Raw genomic sequence first — 15855 nt, forward strand, 5'->3', positions numbered from 1 at the left:
GCTGTACTGCCTTTCGTTCCGAAGCTCACCGAGAAACCGTCAGACCACATCGAGGTGCGGGATCGGGAAGACCAGACGGCCACCCCATTCCCGGACGTACGCGAGCTGGTTGCTGATCTCCGTGCGCAGGTTCCACGGCAGTACCAGCACGTAGTCCGGCTTGTCCTGCGCGACGCGCTCCGGCGCGTGGATCGGGATGTGCGTGCCCGGCAGGAACATGCCCTGCTTGTGCGGGTTCCGGTCGACCGTGTACGCCAGCAGGTCGGACCGGATGCCGGCGTGGTTGAGCAGCGTGTTGCCCTTGCCCGGCGCGCCGTACCCGACCACGGTCTTGCCCTCGGCCCGCGCGGTCAGCAGGAACTCGACCAGCTCGCGCTTGACCTGGAAGACCGCCTTCGCGAAGCCCTTGTGGCCCTCGACCGTGTGCAGCCCGGCCTCCGCCTCCGCGTCGAGCACGGACTTGACGTTGGTGGACGGCTCGCCGGCGGCCGCGGCGTGCCGCGCGTGCACGCGCAGCGAGCCACCGTGGCTGGACAGTTCCTCCACGTCGACCACGGCCAGGCCGGCGGTGGCGAGCGCGCGCCGCGCGGTCAGCAGCGTCAGGTAGTGGTAGTGCTCGTGGTAGATCGTGTCGAACTGGTTGCGCTCGATCAGCCGCAGCAGGTGCGGGAACTCCAGCGTGACCAGGCCCTCCGGCTTGACCAGCGCGGCCAGCCCGGCGCTGAATCCGACCAGGTCCGGGATGTGCGCGTAGACGTTGTTGCCGGCGACCAGGTCGGCCCGGCCGTACCGCTCGGCCAGCGCGGCGCCGGTGTCGGCACCCAGGAACTCCGATTCGGTACGGATGCCCTTCTCGCGCGCGACCGCGGCGATGTTCGCGGCCGGCTCGACGCCGAGCACCGGGATGCCGGCCGCGACGAAGTGCTGGAGCAGGTAGCCGTCGTTGCTGGCGACCTCGGTGACCAGGCTGTCCGGGCCGAGGCCGAGCCGCTCGGTCATCGTCTCGGCGTAGCGGCGGGCGTGCTCGACCCAGGAGGTGGAGTAGGACGAGAAGTACGCGTAGTCGCTGAAGATGTCCTCGCCCGGCACGTACGCCGGCAGTTGCACCAGAAGGCACTCGGAACAGATCCGCACGTGCAACGGGTAGAAGGACTCCCGCGCGTCGATCTGGTCGGCACGGAGAAAGCTTTCGCAGAGCGGTGACATGCCCAGATCGACAAACGTCTCGGTGAGTGCGTTTCCACACAGCCGGCACGGGATAGCGTCCATAACTCCCACCTTGATCACGGCCAGGACCCGGCAACGGTAATTAGCGGTACCAGGGCATGCGAACCGGAAGTAAGAAATCCGTCACTCAGGCCTGTGACCTGCAGTGTTCGGTCGCAAGTGTGCCACGCGACGGTCGCGGGAAATGGAGAAGATCACCGAAACGTCACCGGATTGCCACAACGTCCTTTTCGGCGCAATTGTCGAGGGTTGCCAAAGACCCGGAATCGCGGTCAGACTCCTTTGACGAGCGCTCTGGCAGCAAGGCACCACAGCCCGTGCGCATATCGGGAGTCCGGGGAATTTAAATATTCATACGATTCTCCGGCCGATCGAATCCTCGCCCGCCTCGAGAGGACCCCATGGATTTCGCGGATGTCGCCAAGCTGCTGTGGCGACGCTGGTATCTGACCGCGCCGCTGTTGCTGCTGACAGTGATCGCCATGGTCTGGATGGCGCTCGTGGTGAAGCCGGACTACAAGGCGATCGGCAACGTGACGCTGATCCCGCCGACTGTCTCCACCCAGGCGGCGATCGGTACGACCCAGGAGGTCAACCCCTGGGAGCCGTCCGCGCTGGCCGAGGCGACGCTGATCCGGCTGCAGAGCAAGGCGCTGGCCGACTCGCTGGCCGCGCAGGGATTCCAGGGCGAGTGGACCGTCACCACGCTGGACACGAACGCGCCGATCATCTCGATCGAGGTGGTCTCGCCGACCGAGCGGCAGGCCCGGGACGCGCTGTCCGCGCTGATCACGGTGGTACGGGAGGAGGTCGCCACCAAGCAGGAGGCCTACCGGCTGCAGGACGGCGAGAAGATCACCACGCTGCCGCTGGAGAACTCGGACAGCGTCGAGAAGGTCACCACGAAGCTCAAGCGGGCGCTGGTGGTGGTGTTCGGCGTCGGCCTGATCCTGACCATCGGCGTGGCCGTCTCGGTCGACGCGGTGCTCCGCCGCCGGGCCCGCCGCCAGGTCGAGGGCGCGGCCGCGATCCCCGCACCGGTGCCGGTGCTCATCCCGCCGCGCCCGGTCGCGCCGGTCGCGCCGGTCACCCCGGTGATGCCGGCCTCCGCGGCGGACATCTCCAGCACGCAGCGGATCGCGCCGGTCGTGGTCGCCGGCCCGGCCACCCCGATCGTCAAGGTGACGTCCGCGGCGCCCGGGAAGAAGGGGAGCGGCGCGGTCTACGGCCAGCGCCGGCCGGCCGAGGCCGGACCCACGCCGACCGCACCGGCCACCCCGGGCCGGGGCGACGGCACCATGCCGGTTCGAAACGGCGCCACCGCACCGGGCAGCAGCACACCGGGCGGCACCGCACCAGGCGGCACGGCACGAACCGGCACCACGCCGTCCAGCGGCACGCCGTCCAGCGGCACGCCGTCCAGCGGCACGCCGAACAACGGCGCATCCAGCAACGGCACGCCGAGCAGCGGTGTTTCCAACAACGGCGCGTCGGCCACCGCCACGCCGGCCGCCGGCGCCACGCCGGCCTACAGCCCGCCGATGCGGAAGCCGGCGCTCCCCGCGATGCCCGCTGTGCAGATCAACCTGACGAAGAAGACCACCGAGAAGCCCGCCGGAACCGCGGGTGGAACCGCCGCCGGGAACCCCACCGCCGGGAACCCCGCCGCTGGAAGCGCCTCTGGCGGCACCACCGGCACCACCGGCACCACCGGTAGCACCGGTGGCACGGCCGCGCCGGACGCGAAGCCCGCGCACGAGGCCACCAGGCCCGCCGACAAGCCGCGCCCGATGCCCGAGGACGCCACGATCGTGCTGCCGCTCTCCAACGCCGCGTGGTCCCGTCCGGCGGCCGAGCCGACCGAGGCCACGAAGCCTTGAGCAGCCCTCCGGCCACGCTCCACCACCCGGTCGACCTCGAGCCGTCGCTGCTCGAGGACGTCGGCACGGTCGGCTCGACCTACACCACCCGCGGTCGCCGGCACCTGCTCGACGGCGCCGCCCTGCTCAGCCTGCTCGTGATGCTGAACCTGCTGCTCCCGCAGGACCTGGTCGTCCAGCAGCTCAGCTCGCTCGGCCGTCCCGCGCTGCTGCTCGGCATGGTGTTCTTCTTCGGCTGGCTGGTCTCCAAGCTGCACCCGCGGCTCGCGCTGCGCGGCCCGCAGCCGGTCCGGTGGGCCGCGATCTTCTACCTCGCCGCCGTGCTGTCCGCGTACGCGGCCGGCTACCTGCGCGGCCTGCCGTCGCTGGAGGCGAACGCGGCGGACCGGGCGATCATCGGCACCGCCGCGTTCCTCGGCGTGCTGCTGGTCTGCGCGGACGGCGTCTCGAACCGGGACCGGCTGGACAGCCTGCTGAAGATCTCGGTCTGGTGCGGCATGGTGATGGCGGCCATCGGGCTGCTGCAGGCCGGTCTCGCGGTCGACGTCACGAAGTACATCAAGGTCCCCGGCCTGGTCCTGCACCACGGCGAGGAGCTGGGCTTCATGTCCCGCGGCGACGGCTTCTTCCGGGTGGCGAGCACGGCGCAGCACTACATCGAGTTCAGCACCGTGATGGCGATCCTGCTGCCGTTCGCGGTGCACTACGCGATGTTCGGCATCCGGAAGGTCGTCCGGCAGTGGGCGGTCGTGGCCGGCGTGCTGATGGGCGCGGCGATCCCGATGACGCTGTCCCGGACCGGCATCGTCGCGCTGGTGGTCGGCGCGCTGGCGATGCTGCCGGCCTGGAGCTGGCGGGTGCGGATCAACCTGGCCGGGCTCGGCGTCCTGCTCGGCGGCGCGCTGATGGCGGTCAAACCGGGCCTGATCGGCACGATCGTGTCGATGTTCACCGGCGCGCCGGACGATCCGAGCATCACCGGCCGGACCGACGACTACGCGATCATCTTCCAGTACTTCGCGGAGCGCCCGTTCTTCGGCCGCGGGCCGGGCACGTTCATCCCGACGATCTACTTCTTCGTCGACAACGAGTGGCTTCAGCACCTGGTCACCATGGGGGTGCTGGGCGTGGCCGGGCTGGCGGGGCTGCACCTGACCGCGCTGACGCTGGGCGTCCTGGCCTACCGGCGGGCGACCCGGCCCGAGGACCGGCACCTGGCGGCGTGCCTGATCGCGGTGCAGCTGATCGCGGTGACCGTGGCGGCCACGTTCGATTCGCTGGGCTTCACCACGTACAGCACGATGCTGGCGCTGATGACCGGCGCGACCGGCGCGGTGTGGCGTCTCACACACCCGGCCCGAATGGTCCGAAGCTCCGCGCCCCGGCTGACGAACGACTGATATTCGCTCAACGTTGAGCCGATGAGAAATCCTCGTTTTCGCAGCTAGCGTGTCTGCGGAAGCTCTACGACGACACCTTGGAGTTCAGCATGCGCGTCCTCGTCACCGGACACGAGGGGTACCTGGGTAGCGTGCTCGTCCCTCGGCTGGTCGCGGCCGGCCACGAGGTCGTCGGCCTGGACGTCGGGCTCTTCGCGGACTGCCTGATCGGCCCGGCGCCGGTCGAGGTCCCGGCGATCCGCACCGACCTGCGCGACGTCACCGCGGACCAGCTGCGAGACGCGCGGATCGAGGCGGTCGTGCACCTGGCCGCGATCTGCAACGACCCGATCGGCAACCTGAACCCGGACCTCACCTACGAGGTGAACCACCGGTCCACGCTGCGCCTGGCGCGCGCGGCCAAGGAGGCCGGCGCGACGCGCTTCCTGTTCTCCTCCTCGTGCAGCCTCTACGGCAAGGGCGAGGACGACGCGCCGCTGGACGAGACCGCGGGCTTCAACCCGGTCACCCCGTACGGCGAGTCGAAGTACCTCTCCGAGCAGGGGCTGCTGGAGCTGGCCGACGACGACTTCTCCCCGACGTTCCTGCGCAACGCCACCGCGTACGGCTTCTCCCCGCGCCTGCGCGGCGACCTGGTCGTCAACGACCTGGTCGGGCACGCGCTGCACACCGGCCAGGTCCGGCTGCAGAGCGACGGCACCGCGTGGCGCCCGCTGGTGCACGCGGACGACATCGCGGCCGCGTTCGAGGCGCTGCTGTCCGTCGACCGCACCCGGATCCACGCCAAGGCCTACAACATCGGCCGTACGTCGGAGAACTACCTGATCCGGGACGTGGCGAACCTGGTGCGGGACCTGGTCGGCGGCACCGTCACGTTCGCCGAGGGCGCCGGCACCGACCTGCGCAACTACCGGGTCACCTGCGACCTGGTCGCGGCGGAGGTGCCGGAGTTCGCGCCGCAGTGGACGGTCGCGAAGGGCATCGAGCAGCTCGTCGAGGCGTACCGCCGGCACGGTCTGGCCCTCGAGGACCTGATGGGCGCGCGACACCAGCGGCTCAAGCACATCAACGCGCTGACCGCGGCCGGCCGGCTGGACGGCGAGCTGCGCTGGGTGGCCGCGTGAGAACCTGTGACGCCTGCGGCGCGGCGGAACTGGCCGTCTTCGGCGACCTCGGCGAGATCCCGGTGCTGTGCGGCGTGCACTGGGCCGACCCGGACGAGGCGGCGAACAGCCCGGTCGGGCAGATGACGCTCGCGGCCTGCCCGCGGTGCGGCTACGTCCGGAACGTGGCGTTCGACCCCGCGGCGCTGGTCTACGACACGACGATGGACACCAACCTGCACCACTCGCCGGCGTTCCAGAAGTTCTCCGCGGACCTGTGCGAACGCCTCACCCAGCGGTACGACCTGCGCGGCAAGCGGATCCTGGACGTGGGCTGCGGGCAGGGCGAGTTCCTCCGGGAGCTGTGCCACGTGAGCGGCGCGACCGGGCACGGGTACGACGCGATGTACGCCGGCGCCGAGGGCCCGGACCCGTCGGGCGCGGTGTTCCACAGCGGATACGCGCCGCGCGGTGCCGCGCTGCCGGAGTTCGACCTGTTCACCACGCGGCACTGGTTCGAGCACGTCGACGACCCGTACGAGTTCCTGCTCGACCTCCGTGAGCGCGCCGGGGACCGGGTCGTGCACGGGTACATCGAGGTGCCGGACGCGGGCTACGACCTGTCCACCGCCGGATGGGAGGTCATCTACCCGCACGTCTCCTACTTCGACGCGTACGCGCTGACCACGATCGCGGAACGGGCCGGCTGGACCGTCGAGGACTCCGGCACGTTCTTCCACGGCATGTTCCGCTACCTCGAACTCTCCGCCAACAGGACCCCGTCCGGGGGTACGGCGGCGAAGGTCGAGGACCGCGACCGTACCCTCGCCGCGGTGTCCGGTTTCGCCCGCCGGCACCACGACGAGCGGGACCGCTGGGAGCAGCGGATCGCCACGCTGGTGGCCGAGGGCGCGAACCCGGTGATGTGGGGTGCCGGCTCGCGCGGCGTGCAGTTCCTGACGCTCGCGGACCGCACCCGGCAGCTCGCGGCCGTGGTCGACGTGAACCCGCGCAAGTGGGGCCGCTACCTGCCGGTCACCGCGCACCGGGTCGAGACGCCGGACGTGCTCACGTCGCTCCGGCCGACAGCCGTGATCATCACGAACCCGGCCTACCGGACCGAGATCGCCGCCGCGCTGGCCGCGCTCGGCGTGGACGCGGAGCTGCTGATCGCATGAGGGTCACGCTGGGGGTCACCGCGTACAACGTGGAGCGCTACCTGCCGCTCGCGTTCGAGTCCGTGCTGGCCCAGGACTTCACCGACTTCGAGGTCGTCGTCTGCGACAACCGGTCGACGGACCGGACCTGGGAGATCTGCCAGGAGTACGCCGCGCGGGACCCCCGGTTCCGGATCTACCGCAACGACGAGAACCTGGGCGAGGCCGGCAACTTCGCCCGGGTCGTGTCGCTGGCCCGCGGCGAGTACTTCCGGCTCACCGCGCACGACGACCTGATGGCCCCGTCGCTGCTCCGCGAGTGCGTGGCCGTGCTCGACGCGGACCCCGGCGTGGTGTGCGCGTACCCGCAGACCGTGATCATCGACGCGGACGGCAACCGGGTCAGCGACTGGGACGACCGGCTCGACCTGACCGACCCGAACCCGGTGCGGCGGCTCGCCCACTTCGCGCAACGCTGGTCGCTGCTCAACGAGCTGTTCGGCGTGATCCGGACCGACGCGCTGCGGGACACCCGGCTGCTCGGCCAGTACCTGTCCAGCGACGCCCGGATCGTCGCGGAACTGGTCCTGCGGGGGCGCTTCCAGGCCGTACCGTCGCGGTTGTTCTATCGCCGGATGCATCCGGCCATGACGTTCGGTGGGGACCGCACCGACGTGCTGGCCCACCACGAGCCACGCCTGGCGATGAAGGCGCGCAAGGCCGCCCGGCGCGCCCGGCCCGGCGCCGACCACCAGGTGCTGATCGCGGACGTGATGCGCACGTTCCTGGCCACGGCCGACCAGCCGCTGGCCACCCGGCTGTCGAGCGCGGCCACGTTCGGCGCGGTCGCGCAGTCCCGGCGCGCCCGCATCCGGCTCGGCAAGCTCCGCCGCCGGGTCACCGGAGCCGCGCTGGAGAAGCCGCCGTGGGAGAACCCGGACGGGTCGCTGAAGAAGGAGTCGCAATGAGGTTCGACGTGTCCCGGGAGATGCGGGAACGCGCGCACGCCATGATCCCCGGCGGCGCGCACACCTACGCCAAGGGCGACGACCAGTACCCGGAGGACGCGCCCGGCTTCATCGCCCGCGGCGCCGGCTGCCACGTGTGGGACGTCGACGGCAACGAGTTCATCGAGTACGGCATGGGGCTGCGCGCGGTCACGCTCGGGCACGGCTACCAGCCGGTGGTCGACGCGGTCATGCGCGCGCTCCCGCACGGCAGCAACTTCACCCGCCCGGCCGCGATCGAGGTCGAGGCCGCCGAACGCCTGCTCGACCGGGTCGGCCGGCACGACGGTGCGATGGCCAAGTTCGCCAAGCACGGCTCGGACGCCACCACCGCCGCGGTCAAGCTGGCCCGCGCGCACACCGGCCGGGACATGGTCGCGATCTGCACCGACCACCCGTTCTTCTCCACCGACGACTGGTTCATCGGCGCGACCCCGATGCCCGGCGGCGTGCCGTCCTCGGTGCGCGCGCTCACCGCCGGCTTCCGCTACAACGACGTCGACAGCGTCGCCGCGGTCTTCGCGGCGCACCCGGGCCGGATCGCCGCGCTCGTGCTGGAGGCCGAGACCACCACCGCGCCCGCGCCCGGCTTCCTGGCCGCGGTCCGCCGGCTCTGCGACGAGCACGGCGCGCTGCTGGTCGTCGACGAGACGCTGACCGGGTTCCGCTGGCACGACCGCGGCGCCCAGCACGTCCACGACGTCACCGGCGACCTCGCGGTCTACGGCAAGGCGATGGGCAACGGCTTCGCGATCTCCGCGCTGGTCGGCCGCCCCGACGTGATGGAGCTCGGCGGCCTGCGCCACGACCGCGAACGCGTCTTCCTGCTCTCCACCACGCACGGCGCCGAGACCCACGCGCTGGCCGCCGCGATCGCGGTGCTGGACGCCTACGCCTCCGAGCCGGTCGTGGAGACCCTCTACCGCCAGGGCGCCCGCCTGGCCGCCGGCGTCACCGAGGCCGCGGCCCGGCACGGCGTCAGCGACCATTTCGGCGTCCTCGGCCGCGACTGCAACCTCATCTACTACACGAAGGACGCGTCCGGCGAGCGCTCACAGCCGTACCGCACGCTCTTCCTCCAGGAACTGATCGCCAACGGCGTCATCGCCCCTTCCTTCAGCATCTCCTACGCCCACACCGACACCGACGTGGACCGCACCGTCGACGCCGTCGACGCCGCCCTCGCCGTCTACGCCAAGGCGCTGGACGCGGGCAGCGTGGACGGCTTCCTCCGCGGCCGCCCGGTCGCACCGGTCTTCCGCCCGTACAACTGACATTCCCCCGTGAAAGGGCCGCGAGATGCGATTCGCGGCCCTTTTCCACGTGCGCGGTCGCCCGAAAGGACGAGCCCATTCCGGTTGTGCCGTGCCTTGTTCAGGACTACATATTTACTCGCACCGCATTTATGTAGTTCCATGTAAGTCACAACCTGACAGAACTTGACGCCGGTTGGCACCGACGGCGAGGTCGGCGGTCGCGAGACGTGGAGCGTGACGGGTGACCCCTGGAGACTCCGGCACAGGCGGTCCCGACATCTCGCGATCCGAGTTCGTGGCCGAGCTGCAACTGCTCTACCGCGCCGCCGGGCGCCCGGCGTACCGCAAGGTCAGCGACGCCATCCGCGACCGCCACGACATGCCCGACACGGTCAGCCACGAGACGGTCAGCGCGATCATCCGCGGTGCCGTGCTCCCCCGGTGGATCAAAGTGGAATGCGTGGTCCGGCAACTCGCCGCGATGGCGGTGACCAGACCGGACCCCGAGGCGGAGGTGCGCCGCTTCCACCTGCTGTGGTCCTCGGAGGACGACCGTCAGCGCGAACGGGATCTGACGCGTTCGGCCCGGCAGCCAACCGGCTCGCCGGCCGCCCATGGGCTCAGACGGCCGATCGGCGAAGGACTGCCGCCGCAGGGCCTGTTCATCGGACGTCATGAGTTGCTCGATCGCGTCGGGGCAGAGCTCGCGGTTCAGCTCCACATGCCGATCGTGTTGCACGGCCCGGCCGGCATGGGGAAGACGCATCTGGCGATCGAGTACGCACACCGGCACCGCGGAGACTACGACTACATCTGGTGGGTGCCGGCGGAACAGTTCGACGCGACCCCGGCGGAGATGACCCGGATCGCGGACCATCTGGGCGTGCCGCGCAGCCGGTCCGTCCAGCAGACCGTGCGCACCCTGCTCAACCGGCTCGAATCCGGCACGGCCGGACGGTGGTTGATCATCTTTGACAACGCGGGCCCGGCAGGCGAGATGGCACCCTTCATCCCCAGCTCCGGCGGCGATGTCATCGTCACCACCAGGGATACGGCAGCATGGCGTGGGCGCGGCAGGCTCATCGATGTCGACGTGTTCCAGCGCCCGGAGAGCATCGAGCTGCTTCGTACCCGCGGCCATCGCATCTCGCAGAGCGATGCCGAGCGGCTCGCCGAGGTGCTCGGGGACATGCCGCTGGCGCTCGAGCAGGTGGCGGCCATGCAGTCATACACGCGGACGCCGGCCGGCGAATACCTCGCACACCTGGAGAGCCGCGCCGCAGCGGTGCTGTCGCAGGAGACGGCCGGCTATCCGGAGACGGTGGCGAGCGCGTTCGGCTTGGCCTACGACCGGCTCCGCCAGGAGTCCCTCGGCGCCGCACGCCTGCTCGACATGCTCTCCTTCCTCGCCGCCGAACCCATTCCGCTGGCATTGCTCCGCCGGGCCGGAGGCACCCGGCTCCCCGATCCGCTCGGCCGGATCGTCGACGACCAGACCGAACTCGAAGCGGCGGTCGGCCGGCTCGGCCGGTTCGGGCTGGCCCGCGTGGGGGACGATGCGCAGCGACTGCAGATTCACCGGCTGGTGCAGCTCATCGTGCGTGACGCGCTGAGCGAGAGCGAGCTGCGGCTCGCCCGGGCGAGCGCACACCGCCTGATCAGTGTCGCCAATCCGGGGCGTCCCGACGACCAGGTCACCTGGGATCTGCACTCCCAGTTACGGCGCCACGTGCGTGTCTGCGGGCTGGTCAACAGTGCCGAGCATGCCGCTCGGGCGGCGGTGCTCGACCAGATCCGGTACCTCACACGCTCCGGCGATCCGCACGAAGCGGTGAATCTGGCCCAGGAGGTCCTGGCCATCTGGAGCAGGTCCGGCGCACCGGTCGAGCAGACCTACAAGGCACGCCGAGGATTGGTGGAAGCTCTGACCGAAGTGGGCCGCTATGACGAGGCGACCGTCGCCGCCGACCTGCTGTGGCAGGAGATCCGGGACAATCCTGACTTCGGCCCGGATCACGAACTGGCCATCGACATCGCGATCCGCAGGGGCCGGCTGTATCGGATCTTCGGTCGATACCGCGACGCACTCGCACTCGAGCAGGACCTCCGCTCGCGCGTGCGACAGTCGCCCGGCAACGAGGCACGGTTCCTGCACGGGCGGAACAACCTCGCGGCCAGCTATCGGCAGCTCGGCCAGTTCGCCGAGGCGCTGGAGCTCGACCGCGTCGTGGAACAGGAGCGCCGCCGGTCCTTCGGCTCCACCCACAACTGGACCCTGCTGTCCGGTTCCAACATCGCGCGTGACCTCTACGGCCTCGGCCGCTACGCGGAGGCCCTGGAGACCATGGAGCGGGTTCTGCCGCAGACCCGGCGGGAGTTGGGAGCCCGTCACGACTACGTGCTGCTGGGAAACAGAACGCTCGCCATGGCGGCCCGCAAGTGCGGTGACCTCGACAGAGCTCTGGCGGTGAGCAACGAGAACCAGAAGGACTGTCTGTCCACCTATCCCGACGATCATGAAGCCGCCTTGGCGTCGGTGATGACCTATGCGAACACCCTCTGCGCCTCCGGCCAGTTCACCAAGGCGTGGGACCTGTTCACGATGATCATCTATCGGTACCGGCGTAGCTTCGGCGTCCGGAATCCCCTGTCGCTCACGGCATGCATCAACCTCGGGATCGTTCTGCGCGCGCAGGGCGAGAGCAACAAGGCGTTCCAGATCGACCGCCAGACGCTGGCCGTCCTCCGGCAGACCGTGGGCCCGAGGCATCCGTACACGCTCGCCGCCTCGTTGGGGCTGGCGAACGATCTCGCGATGCTGCCCGGCGAGCGCGAGTCCGCCGCCGCGCTACTGGCCGACACCTGGCACGTGATGCGCCAGGTCCGCGGTGCCGAGCACCCCGAGACGCTGGCCTGCGCGGTCAACTACGGGCTGCTGGACGCCCGCGACGACCGGCGCATCCCCGCGCTGGGGGAGAGCCTCAGCCGGCTGGAGGAAGTGCTCGGCGCCGGCCATCCGCTGGTGTCGAGCCTTCGCCAGGGACAGTGCGGCGAATGCGACGTGGAACCACCGCCGACCTGACCCCCGCGCGATGAATCGCGCACCTGAATGTACGCATGTCGCCGGCGCGTCCGGGTGTAGCGTGCACATGCACGGTCGGACCTGGCCTCCCAAGCCCCCGGGCTCAAGACGGTACAAGATATTGTGGGATTTTTGTGTCGATCCGGGAGTGACTGTGAAGTTCAACGAAGCAGCGCGGGAAGAATCCGACGCTGGGCTTCGCGATGTCCGTGCGCTGCCGTTGGGTGATCTCCTCACGGCATCCGGCACCGAACTCGACGGACCACTCGAACGGGTTCTGCGAGATCTTCCCGTGACGAGTGAGAACCTGGCGGCATTTTCCAGCGCGATGCCGTCGGACGCGACGCAGAACCGACGTCGCGAGGCCGCGGGCCCGGCCGATCGGTAGCAGCGAGGTCACGGCGACGATCGAGGCGGCGGCCGCACCGGTACGCCCGATCGCGGTCGGCCGAAGAGCGCGCCCGTCACCAGCGCGTCGATCGAGCGCTCACAGCCCCACCGCACGCTCGTCCGCCGGGAACCGGTCGCCGGTGGCGTCACCGCTCGTTCCCGTCAGCATCTCCTGCGCCCACACCGACACGGACGGGGACCGCTGCTGACCGGACGGTCCTCCACGGCCGCCCGGTCGCGCCGGTACGACTGACAACCTCGTGTCGCGCCTCCTCCGAACGGACGAGCCATTCCGGCATCTGTTCGCGAATCCCGTATCGATCCTCCGAACGGCGGAATTCCCGTTTCTGCCGATACGGATTGTCGGATCGGAGCGCGCCGATGCCCTTATCGCCGCCAAATGTTTACTCCTGTCGGGCCGTGTAGTTCTATGGAATCCTGTCTCTGACAGAACCTGACGGTTGTTGGCATGTGGCAGCGGTGTGTTGGCGGTCGTGACCTGGAGCGTGACGGGTGGCCCATGGAGAATCCGGACCGGGCGGCTCGGACGGCCCGCGCTCCGAACTCGTCGCCGAGTTGCAGGTGCTCTACCGCGCCGCGGGTCGTCCGGCCTATCGGAGGGTCAGCGCCGCGATCAGCGAGCGTGATGACATGCCGGACACGGTGAGCCACGAGACGGTCGGCGCGATTCTGCGCGGCGAGTGGCTGTCCCGGTGGATCAAATTGGAGTGTGTGGTCCGGCAACTCGCCACCGTTGCGGTGCACCGACCCGATCCGGAGCTGGAGGTGCGTCGTTTCCACGCACTCTGGCTGGCCGCCGACGACGCTCAGCGGGGCCGGGACCCGGCCGCGCCGGCCGCGCCGGATCCGCCCCCGCAGGGTTCGGCACTGCCGGACGGCCCGATCAGTGACGGTCTTCCCCAGCGGAACCCGGCCTTCACCGGCCGCCAGGAACTGCTCGACGTCATCGCGAAGGGCCTGGTCAAGGAGCCGCCGCAACCGATCGTGCTGTACGGGCTCGGCGGCATGGGCAAGTCGCAGCTCGCGGCCGAGTACGCGCATCGCCGCCGGGCCGACTACGACCGCATCTGGTGGATCTCGGCCGAGCAGCCGTCGTCCGCGCTGGCCGAGATGACCCGGATCGCGGACCGCCTGGAGATCCAGCCCAGCCGATCCGCGTTGCAGACCGTACGGACCATGCTCAACAAGCTCGAGAACGGCGGGATCGGACGCTGGCTGCTGATCTTCGACAACGTCGGTGCGGTGGAGGAGGTCGAGACGTTCATGCCCCGGGCCGGTGGCGACGTCGTCATCACCACCCGGGACGTCGCCTCGTGGCGGGAGCGCGGCCGGCTGATCGAGGTGGACGTGTTCCAGCGACCGGAGAGCGTCGAGCTGCTGCGCGAGCGCGGCTACCGGATCTCGTTCGCGGACGCGGAGCGGCTCGCCGACTTCCTGGGCGACATGCCGCTCGCCCTGGAGCAGGTGGCGGCCATGCAGTCGTACACCCGAACCCCGGTCAGCGAGTACGTGGAGCAATTGCAGAGCCGGGCGGCGGTACTGCTGGCGCAGGGTCGTCCCACCGGCTATTCGGAGACGGTGGCCAGCGCGTTCGGGCTGGCCTACGAGCGTCTCCGGCGCGAGTCCTTCGGTGCCGCACAGTTGCTCGACATGCTGTCCTGCCTCAGCGCGGAGCCGGTACCGCTGGCGCTGCTCAGCCGGGCCGGCGGCGAGTCGATCCCGGATCCGCTCGGCCGGATCCTGGACGACTCGGAGGAGCTGACCGCGGCGGTCTGGCGTCTCGGCCGCTACGGACTGGTCCGGGTCGGCGAGGACGCGCAGCGGCTGGAGGTGCACCGACTGGTGCAGCTCATCGTGCGCGACGCGCTGACCGAGGAGGAACTGCGGCTCGCCCGGGCCAGTGCGCACCGCCTCCTCATCTCCGCCAACCCCGGCGACCCGGGCGAGTCGGTCTGGGACCTGCACTCCCAGCTGCGGCGGCACGTACGCGTCTCCGGCTTGATCAAGAACATGGATCCCGGCGCGCGCCGCCTGGTCACCGACCAGATCCGGTACCTGTCGCTGGCCGGGGACCCCACGGAATCCGTGCGGCTGGCCGAGGAGGCCCAGCGGGAGTGGGCCATCGGCGGCGTGGGCCGGGACGAGCTCACCTATCAGTGCCGACGGCACCTGCTGCACGCGTTGCTCATCATCGGTGCCTACGAGAAGGCCACCCGGGTCGCCGACGAGCTCTGGGACGAGATCCGGGGTGACAGCGCGTTCGGGCCTGAGCACGGCCTCACCATCAACGTGGTGGTCTCCGTGGCACAGCACAGACGGCTGTTCGGGCGGTACGACGAGGCGCTCACGATGGAGCGGAAGCGCCTGGAGGCCCTGCGTCGTACGTCGGACCAGGCGCGGATCCTGGGCGGTCAGAGCAACGAGGCGGTCACACTCCGGATGCTCGGCGACTTCGCCGCCGCGCTCGAGATCGACCGGCACGTCGCGGAACAGCGGGCGCGACTGTACGGCGACGTCAATTATTGGACGATGCTGTCAGACTCCAACGTGGCACGTGACCTCTACGGACTCGGCCGCTACCAGGAGGCCATGGAGATCATGGAGAGGGTCCTGCCACGGATCAAACGAGAGCTGGGACCGCGGCACGACCACGCGCTCATCGGGGCTCGCACGCTCGCCGTCGCGGCGCGCAAGGCCGGCGATCTCGACCGGGCGCTGGCCGAGAGCCGGGAGAACTACCTGAACTGCCAGGGCACCTATCAGGCCGACCACAGCAACAGGCTGGCCGCCGTCATGACGTACGCGAACACGCTGTGCGCGACCGGCCAGTTCACCTCCGCGTGGGACCTCGCGACCATGGCCATCCACCGGTACCGCCGGGGTCTGGGGGAACGCAACCCGCTGTCGCTGGCGGCGTCGGTGAACTTCGGCATCGTCCAGCGCGCGCAGGGGGAGGCGCGGAAGGCCCGGCAGATCGATCGGCTGGCGCTCGAGGCATTGCGGCAGACCGTCGGGCCGAGGCATCCGTTCACCCTCGCGGCGTCGATGGGCCTGGCCAACGACCTGGCGATGGTGCACGAGGAGGAGTCGGCGGCCGCGCTGCTGGCGGACACGTTCGAGTTGATGTGTGAGGTCCGGGGCGAGTCGCATCCGGAGACGCTCACCTGTGCGGTCGACTACGGGCTGCTGGGGGCGCGGTCGGAACGGGTGCCCGGGCTGGCGGAGAGTCTCGGTAGGCTGGAGGAGCTCCTCGGGGCGGATCACCCGCACGTGTCGGCCTTGCGTCAGGGTCAGCGCGGCGAGTGCGATGTGGAGCCGCCGCCCACCTAACA

The 15855-nt window shown here is 70.2% G+C and carries 10 protein-coding genes; 9 read left to right on the top strand and 1 reads right to left on the bottom strand.

The window, feature by feature from the left end; translation table 11 throughout:
- Positions 1 to 39 precede the first annotated feature (39 nt).
- On the bottom strand, positions 40 to 1269 hold the full coding sequence (locus J2S44_RS24765; RefSeq protein ID WP_310418487.1) for a methyltransferase domain-containing protein: 1230 nt from the start codon (positions 1267 to 1269) through the stop codon (positions 40 to 42).
- A 359-nt stretch (positions 1270 to 1628) separates the two neighbouring features.
- On the opposite strand from J2S44_RS24765, the gene J2S44_RS24770 reads away from it, so the two are divergent.
- The 9 genes from J2S44_RS24770 (at position 1629) to fxsT (J2S44_RS24810) (ending at position 15853) form a co-directional block, all read left to right on the top strand.
- A complete protein-coding gene (locus J2S44_RS24770; RefSeq protein ID WP_310418490.1) occupies positions 1629 to 3107 on the top strand; it encodes a YveK family protein in 1479 nt (492 codons plus the stop codon).
- The gene (locus J2S44_RS24775; RefSeq protein WP_310418493.1) at positions 3104 to 4507 is read left to right on the top strand and encodes an O-antigen ligase family protein; all 1404 of its coding nucleotides are present in this window, start codon (positions 3104 to 3106) and stop codon (positions 4505 to 4507) included. Before J2S44_RS24770 ends, J2S44_RS24775 begins: the two co-directional genes overlap by 4 nt.
- An 89-nt stretch (positions 4508 to 4596) precedes the next feature.
- Positions 4597 to 5631, top strand: a complete 1035-nt coding sequence (locus tag J2S44_RS24780; RefSeq protein WP_310418496.1) for an NAD-dependent epimerase/dehydratase family protein — start codon at positions 4597 to 4599, stop codon at positions 5629 to 5631.
- Positions 5628 to 6788 (top strand): class I SAM-dependent methyltransferase, encoded by a 1161-nt coding sequence (locus tag J2S44_RS24785; protein ID WP_310418499.1) that lies wholly within the window; start codon positions 5628 to 5630, stop codon positions 6786 to 6788. Before J2S44_RS24780 ends, J2S44_RS24785 begins: the two co-directional genes overlap by 4 nt.
- Positions 6785 to 7735 carry a glycosyltransferase family 2 protein gene (locus J2S44_RS24790; RefSeq protein ID WP_310418501.1) on the top strand — a complete coding sequence of 317 codons (951 nt, stop codon included), beginning with the start codon at positions 6785 to 6787 and terminating at the stop codon, positions 7733 to 7735. Before J2S44_RS24785 ends, J2S44_RS24790 begins: the two co-directional genes overlap by 4 nt.
- Positions 7732 to 9048, top strand: coding sequence for a glutamate-1-semialdehyde 2,1-aminomutase (locus tag J2S44_RS24795; protein ID WP_310418504.1), 1317 nt, complete (start codon positions 7732 to 7734; stop codon positions 9046 to 9048). Before J2S44_RS24790 ends, J2S44_RS24795 begins: the two co-directional genes overlap by 4 nt.
- 277 nt (positions 9049 to 9325) lie before the next feature.
- A complete protein-coding gene (gene fxsT, locus J2S44_RS24800; protein WP_310418507.1) occupies positions 9326 to 12112 on the top strand; it encodes an FxSxx-COOH system tetratricopeptide repeat protein in 2787 nt (928 codons plus the stop codon).
- A 154-nt stretch (positions 12113 to 12266) separates the two neighbouring features.
- A complete protein-coding gene (locus J2S44_RS24805) occupies positions 12267 to 12500 on the top strand; it encodes a hypothetical protein (RefSeq protein WP_310418512.1) in 234 nt (77 codons plus the stop codon).
- A gap of 515 nt (positions 12501 to 13015) precedes the next feature.
- Positions 13016 to 15853 carry an FxSxx-COOH system tetratricopeptide repeat protein gene (gene fxsT, locus J2S44_RS24810; RefSeq protein ID WP_310418515.1) on the top strand — a complete coding sequence of 946 codons (2838 nt, stop codon included), beginning with the start codon at positions 13016 to 13018 and terminating at the stop codon, positions 15851 to 15853.
- Positions 15854 to 15855: the final 2 nt, after the last annotated feature.

The sequence above is a fragment of the Catenuloplanes niger genome (assembly GCF_031458255.1).
GTDB lineage: Bacteria > Actinomycetota > Actinomycetes > Mycobacteriales > Micromonosporaceae > Catenuloplanes > Catenuloplanes niger.